Below are 6813 nucleotides of genomic sequence, written 5' to 3'. Positions count from 1 at the left end.
CATCCGCGCACCGTGCAGACGTACACACTGGGCTTCAAGATGGTCAAGGACGGAGACATTGACGCCGGGCCTGACGGCTAACGCAACGGCGTTGCCGCGACGTGGTGTAGGGGATCAAGAGCTACGCGTTCCGGTTCGAGACCCGTGGCGATCTCTGCGGAGACTGCAGCCCACGAAGCGTCCCGGCAAGGCGAGTTGGACATCTGATCGGGCATGGTCGGCGCCCCTGGCCTGCGGATTCCGGTGTCTTGATCCCCTACACCACGTGGCGGGACGCCATCGAACCACTTGGACTTCCCACTCCACGTCGGACAGATCCGTCGGATACCCGCGCCGCTCCTCGGCCACCTCGGCCGCCATCAGCGCAGGGACTCCAACCCGCCTTCCCTGACCGGGGCTTCGCAGACACCCTCTAGAGGACACCTTGGGGCCTCTCTGGCCCGCTCGAATGCGACACCGGAGGACCTTGTGAAGGCGACGCGCGGCGCTCGCCTGTTATCCCCGAAACGACAGGATCTACGGGGCACACGCCGTGTGCCGCGACTTGGGCAGGCGCAATCGCCGACCCCATCCCGATCACCAGCTCGCTGCCTTGCCCACCGCGGCCCGGGACAGCACCCGTGCCACACTCGGCGATGACGCCTGTCAGTGCGAGTTCGGGATTCAACATCTGACAACGGTCTACGCGTACGCCGAGGCGGAGTCCGACGCCGCGCAGCGCCTCCTCCGGCGAGAGCGGCCGAGCCATGCTCCGCTGCGGTACGGCTCTCTGACTCCGTTCGGACCGGGACGGAACCCTCCGAATGGCGGGTCGGACGCCGCAAAAGGACAAGATCGTGAGACAGAAATGCCGTGTCCCTCGAATGAGACGGCGGATGAAGCCCAGGTCACCATGACGGAACAGGACATTCCGATTGCGGGCCTACATCCACGTGTAGGTTCGTTTCGAGTATCCCTTTCTCGTTGACGGTGGCCCCTGTCCGACCCAAAGGCCAGAACGGTGAGACGAACCGAGCTTCCCGAACTGAGCCGCTCGATGGCCTGTCGGCCAGAGCGGCGCCGACGATGGCGTCAGCGGCAGGCCCGGACCAAGCGAACCGCGCATGGTCACGATTCGTGCGAGCGAAGCCGCTGTCGTACGACCCGCCGTCCGGCGCGGTGCGGATGCTCTAGCAGCACCACGCCGTTTCGGCTGAAGGGCCGCAGCTGCTCGGGGCAGCGGCCCTTCCGGCACAACTCGGTGCCGGGTGCTAGCCCAGGTCGAAGGTGTTGGGCAGCCCCAGCCGATAGCGCACCTCGTCGACCCGCTTCAGGGGCTCCATCTCCGGCGGCCGGAACAACTCCCAGATGTGACACCGTTCGGCGCCCGAATTGTCCGCGTCCAGGAGTGCGTTGACGGCGCATCGCGCGGACTCGTTGGCGCCCTCCATGGTCGCCAGGTCCACATCCGTACGGATGTAGTCGCCTGCGAGGAAGAAGTTCGGCACCGCTGTCCTCGCCGATGGGCGGTGGTAGAGCGTGCCAGTGGGGTGGATGAGGAGCTGTTCGCGGTTCTGCGGGTCGGGGCCGCCGAGGCCCGTCACCGCCGGGTCCATGAACCAGCCGAGCCGGTCCTCGTCCCTGAGCGTCATCTTGCCTGAGTCGTTCAGCCCGTCCTTCAGCTGGGCCCACAGTTCAGCGACGACCTCGTCCTTGGTGCACTCATGGGCCGTCTTGCCGTACAGGATGCCGGGCTTGTCCCACTCGGAGATGATCGCGGACAGGCACTCGTGGGCCCTCCCGTCTCCGTAGTCGCGCGAAAAGTCCCGTACGTCCCAGAACTGCGTCTGGCCGATTCCGGTGACCGCCCACGGTGAGTCCAGGCAGTTGATGTGGCCGTGCACGACGGGGGTGGGCGTGCGCATGTAGAACATCACGCCGGTCATCCAGTCCGTCTTCAGAGCGTCGCACCGCCCGAGCTGCGGGTCGGCGGCGCGCAGGGCCGGGCCCCAGGTCACGCGCGCGTGCTCGACCGGGAGGGCGGAGACGTAGTGGTCGGCGGTGATGGTGCGCTGCCGGCTGCCGTCGCGCGCCGCCACCCGTACGCCGGTCACCCGGCCGCCGCCGTACACCACCTCCCGGACCTCGGTGTCGAGCACGAATTCGACGCCCAGGGAGCGCAGATGCGTCTCCCAGGGGTCGATCCACGCCTCGCTGGTCGGGGCGTTCAGTACCCGGTCGACGTCCGCGTCGCCATCCATGCCGCGGCCGAGCAGGCCCCACAGGAGGAGGGCCTCGATGATGACGCGGCCGACGGTGCGGGTGGAGGCGATCTCGGCGCGGGTGGCGACGAGATTGCGGGTCTGGCCGATACCGAGGAGCACCTGGTACTCGCGGCTCATCTCGCCGGCCCGGATGAAGTCCCACCATGTGACCTTCTCCCACTGGTCCTCGCGGCGGGCGTCGCAACTGGTGAGGTGGACCAGGAGGCGGTCGGCGAAGTAGGCGGCCTCATTGGCGGGCAGGTGAGTGGCGAGGTCCAGCACCGACAGGATCTGGTCGCGGATCCAGGACGGGGTGAGGTCGCCGGCGGCGGGCGGGGTGGTGACCCGGCGGAGTGGGAAGTGCAGGTCCGGGCGGTCCGAGCAGCGCGCGAACAACGCCTCCGTACCACTGCGGAGGTTGCCGTGGACGCCGTTCGCGTTGCCGGGGAAGGGAATGCGGCGCATGGTGTCCGGCAGATTCCGGTAGAAGCCGGGAAAGAAGCGGAAGCCGTGCTCGCCGGGAAGCGGCTTGCGGCCGCCCGTTCCGGTCCCGGGGACGTCCATTGAGCGGGCCTTGCCGCCGAGGGCGTCGTAGTACTCGTAGACCGTGACCTCGTAGCCGCGTTCGGCGAGTTCGTGGGCGGCGCTGAGGCCGGAGACTCCGCCGCCGAGGACGGCGACGCGCTTGCCGGAGAGGGCCGCGGCCGCGCTGTCGGCAGCCCCTAAGGCGCCGACCGCTCCCCCACCGACGACTCCGGCGACCGCTCCCCCGGTCGCCGTCAGGAAGCGTCTGCGGCTGTGTCCGTTGTACCCCTGAGACTGCTGCGCGTGTTCTGTTGTCATGAGCACCGGAGGGTAGGGAGGGGCTCCGGAAGCCGGAAGCCCTATTTCCTGTCACCCACAGCATCCTCACAAACACAAGGAGACAGCGATGCCGAGCGTGTTCGTGTAAGGCCGGCCCGTCGACTCGAGTTACGGCGGAGATGTCTACGACAGCGCGGAGGCACCAGCAGTCCAACTGCATAACCAATACAGCAGGTTGAAGAGCTCACGGCATGATGCCCCGTGTGGACTCGATGAACGACACGCCGGACGGGCCCCGAACCCGCTGGGGAGTATTCACCCAACCGGATTTCCGCCTGCTCTGGACAGGCGAGACCGTGAGCGGGCTGGGCAACAGCATCACCGTGGTCGCGTTGCCGCTGATCGCGGTTGAAATGTTGAATGCCAGCTCCACCGCCGTCGGCCTGCTCGCCGCGGCGGTTTGGCTGCCCTGGCTGCTGGTGGGGCTGCCGGTAGGCGCATGGGTGGACCGGATACGCAAACGGCCACTGATGATCGCGTGCGATCTGGTGGCCGTCGCGGCGCTGGTGAGCATTCCACTGGCGGCGTGGCTCGACGCGCTCACCTTTGAGCACCTGGTCGTCGTCGCGCTGATATGCGGCACGGCGGCGGTGTGCTTCAACACCGCTTACCACTCGTACATCCGGATCGTGCTCGACGGCCGCGACCTGCTGGAGGGCAACGCCAAACTGCAGGGCAGCGAGGCAGCCACCCAGGTTGCCGGAGCCGGGGTGGCGGGACTGCTTGCCCAGGCGTTCGGTGCGATCACCGCGCTATTGGCCGACGCGGTGACGTTCCTGGTATCCGCGGTCTGCCTGAAGCGGATCAGCGTGATCGAGCCGGACCGCGCTCCGGACGAGGAACGCGTCCCCCTCCGCCGGCAGATCAGCGACGGGCTCCGCTTCGTGGGCCGGGACCGGTACCTGCGGCCGATGGTCACCTGGGGCGCCGTGATCAATATGTCGCTGATGGGCTACCAGGCGGTTCAGGTCGTCTTCCTGGTCCGCACCGTCGGGCTGAACCCCGCCATGGTCGGTCTGCTGCTGACCAGCGGCAGCACCGGTGGCATCGTGGGCGCGCTGGTGGCCACTAGGGTCAGCCGGCGGTTCGGCACCGCGCGCGGGCTTCTTCTCCTGCAGGTCGCCACCGCGCCGTTCGCGCTGCTCCTGCCGATGACCACGACGGGGCTGGGGCTGTTGCTGTTCGCGATGGGAGCTTTCCTCGTCGGGATCGGCATTTCCGTGGCCAACATCTTGGTTGGCAGCTTCCGGCAGGCCTACTGCCCGCCGCACATGCTCGGCCGGGTCGTGGCGACGGCCATGATGATCAACCACAGCACCATCCCGCTCGGGTCCCTGCTCGGCGGCGCACTCGGCGACGCCGTCGGGTACCGGCCAGCCATGTGGATCATGACGGGTGTCGTCGCGCCCAGCTGGCTCATCCTCGCCACGAGCCCGATGCGCCGCGAACGCGACCTTCCGCAGACCCACGAGCCAGAACAAGCGCACGCCAAGAGCTGAAGGTGGCGAAAGGGCCGCCAGACGAACAAGTAGTTCGGAGAAGGGCTGCTCTGTGTCGCCTGCAAGAGGCGAGAAGGCATGTGCTGGCGCCGTGAACTGGACGGGGGCCACCGTGGCGAGCCGTGCTTCCACGCGTACTGGAACCACCCACCGGCTGCACCACTGTGCTGGTTGTACGGGAAGTCATCGCTGTCGGCGCACCGCCGTGAGGATGTCTTCGCGAAACGCGTGATCAAGGCCGCCAGTCTGAGTCGGTGAGACGCCCAACAACGACGGCCACATCGCGTCCGGCGACACGCGCCAGGGCCGTTCCGACGGCCTGACCAGGAGCCGCGCCCCTTCAAAACTCTGCATCGCTCGTTGACAGGCCTGGTCCTGCGGCGAGTGGCCCGCAGGATTCAGCGGTGCGGCAGCTGATGGGTGCCACGGGCCATCCGCAGTCGCATGGCCTGCCACAGTTCACCGGCACCACGGCTGCTGTCCGGACGGTCGGTGTGCCCGACCGGATGGCAGGCGTTGTGGGCGACCTTGGCACTGCCGTAGTCGCGGTGATGCGCGCCCAGCCAGGCGATGCCACTGACTAGATGGAAGAGTTCCGTCTGCGCGAACAGACGCGCAGGGAAGTCACCGGGGATCAGCGCGACCCAGGCCCCGTCCTCCTCTTCCTGCTCGCCCCCAGCGAGCAGCAAGAAGAGCAACCACACTGCGGCCCGCAGAGGCCGGTAACCGTAGCCGACCGTCCAGTCCTGCAGCAGACCCCACCAGCGCAAGGCGGCCGGCTGTGTCGCCTGCCGCCTGCGGCACTTGGCCAGGAGAACGTCTTGCGCAGGCCTTCAATCCGCAAGGCTGGCAGCAGTGGCTGGCCGCAGCCCTCATCGCCCCCGGCTGGATCCTCGCCACGACCATCGCTGCCGGACTCACCCGCACGCTGGCCCGGCGCTAACCCGCCAACGAACCCGCATCCAAGGATCAGCAGCGAACTTCACCAGAACCGCTTAGCGCAGCCGCGAGTGCCCTCGGAGATGCCGGGCGCCGCAGTGGGATCGGAGGCTGGCCCCGCCTTTGGACCGCAGCCCTCGACACCTTCCTTCACGCCTACAACTACCATCGCTGCCACACCGCACTCGGAGGCCAGCCCCCGATCAGCCGCGTAAACAACCCTGCAGGTCAATACAGCTAGGGCGCGGACACCTTGGAGAGCCGGAGTGGTTAACGTCGCGTCGTCACGGATGCAGGGTCACTGAGAGGTTCATCAGCCATCGGGGTTGGCCGTCGACGCGGCGACCAGACCAGGGGACCGGACGGCTTCACGCCGTTGATGACGGGTCGGCCGGGCGTGTGCGGCGCCTCGACGATGCCCTGGGCGATCTGGGCGCAGCGCACGAGGATGCGCCGCAGTTCGGCCTTGCCGGGCCAGCCGCCCGGGTCCCCATGCACTTGGAGCGTCACCTCCGGCGCCGTCGCCCAGTTCAGGTCCCGCAGGTCTCCGCCTGGGCCGTGGCCGATGACCAGATGCGGCCACGGTGCCTCGGCGGCGCCGGACACGCGGCCGGGGCAGCCGAGGGCGTCGGTGACCTGGTCGCTCTGCTGGAGCCGCGCCAGGAGTACGGAGACTGGGTCGGCGTCGGCGAGTGTCAGTTCGGTCATCAGGTGCAGGCGATGAAGTCCTGGCCGCACAGGCGGCGGGTGTAGTCGGGGGACACGAGGATCTGGGCGCCGGGGGTGTAGTCGGTTCCGCCGATGCGCAGGTGATGCGACAGGGTGACGGTTTCCGGTGTCTGGCTGTGGCCGAGGGGCGGGCCGGCGACGGCCGGGGCAACGGCGCGGGGTGGGGTCGGTGGTGTCGGTGACAGTCTCGGAGGCGGACTCCATCGCCACGGCGGTGGCGGGCTTCTTGGGGGTGGTGTTCGTAGCCATGGCGCGCATGGTGCGGACGGGAGCTGCTTGTGTCGCGTTCTCCATCCGCCGGTCACCGGCGGCGGATAGCCTGCCGCTTTGGGCAGCACCACCGGCCCCTGCGCGCGACAACCCGCCGACGGGGGCCGAAGGAGATCGACCGATCGGGTCGAGTTGCCCCCCCCAAGGGGCTGTCGGCCTTCCTCCTGGGCCCTTCTCAGCCCAGGGTGTGATCATGAAAACCCTGCGATTGCACTGTCTGCACCGCTCTGTCGCAAGCGCGGCTGCGGCAGCCGTCATCAGCCTTGCAG

5 protein-coding genes are annotated in these 6813 nt (G+C 68.2%); 2 read left to right on the top strand and 3 right to left on the bottom strand.

Going from position 1 to position 6813, the window contains the following annotated elements:
• Positions 1-1250: 1250 nt before the first annotated feature.
• Positions 1251-3086 carry an FAD-dependent oxidoreductase gene (locus tag AB0D57_RS46670; RefSeq protein WP_362088605.1) on the bottom strand — a complete coding sequence of 612 codons (1836 nt, stop codon included), beginning with the start codon at positions 3084-3086 and terminating at the stop codon, positions 1251-1253.
• Positions 3087-3319: 233 nt separating this feature from the next.
• On the opposite strand from AB0D57_RS46670, the gene AB0D57_RS46665 reads away from it, so the two are divergent.
• Positions 3320-4606 (top strand): MFS transporter, encoded by a 1287-nt coding sequence (locus AB0D57_RS46665; RefSeq protein WP_362088606.1) that lies wholly within the window; start codon positions 3320-3322, stop codon positions 4604-4606.
• 398 nt (positions 4607-5004) lie between these two features.
• On the opposite strand, the gene AB0D57_RS46660 is transcribed toward AB0D57_RS46665, so the two are convergent.
• The gene (locus AB0D57_RS46660) at positions 5005-5376 is read right to left on the bottom strand and encodes a hypothetical protein (RefSeq protein ID WP_362088604.1); all 372 of its coding nucleotides are present in this window, start codon (positions 5374-5376) and stop codon (positions 5005-5007) included.
• A gap of 11 nt (positions 5377-5387) precedes the next feature.
• On the opposite strand from AB0D57_RS46660, the gene AB0D57_RS46655 reads away from it, so the two are divergent.
• Entirely contained in the window at positions 5388-5549 is a 162-nt protein-coding gene (locus AB0D57_RS46655) for a hypothetical protein (RefSeq protein ID WP_362088607.1), read from the top strand.
• A 266-nt stretch (positions 5550-5815) separates the two neighbouring features.
• On the opposite strand, the gene AB0D57_RS46650 is transcribed toward AB0D57_RS46655, so the two are convergent.
• Entirely contained in the window at positions 5816-6253 is a 438-nt protein-coding gene (locus AB0D57_RS46650) for a hypothetical protein (protein ID WP_362088603.1), read from the bottom strand.
• Positions 6254-6813: the final 560 nt, after the last annotated feature.

Source organism: Streptomyces sp. NPDC048275, assembly GCF_040652275.1.
In the GTDB taxonomy this organism is placed as follows: domain Bacteria; phylum Actinomycetota; class Actinomycetes; order Streptomycetales; family Streptomycetaceae; genus Streptomyces.
The sequence above is the reverse complement of the archived record's forward strand: the minus strand, read 5'-3'. Positions and strand labels throughout refer to the sequence as shown.

Coding starts and splice junctions, on each gene's coding strand:
- AB0D57_RS46670 (WP_362088605.1), bottom strand. CDS start 3,086: ATGACAACAGAACACGCGCAGCAGTCTCAGGGGTACAACGGACACAGC.
- AB0D57_RS46665 (WP_362088606.1), top strand. CDS start 3,320: ATGAACGACACGCCGGACGGGCCCCGAACCCGCTGGGGAGTATTCACC.
- AB0D57_RS46650 (WP_362088603.1), bottom strand. CDS start 6,253: ATGACCGAACTGACACTCGCCGACGCCGACCCAGTCTCCGTACTCCTG.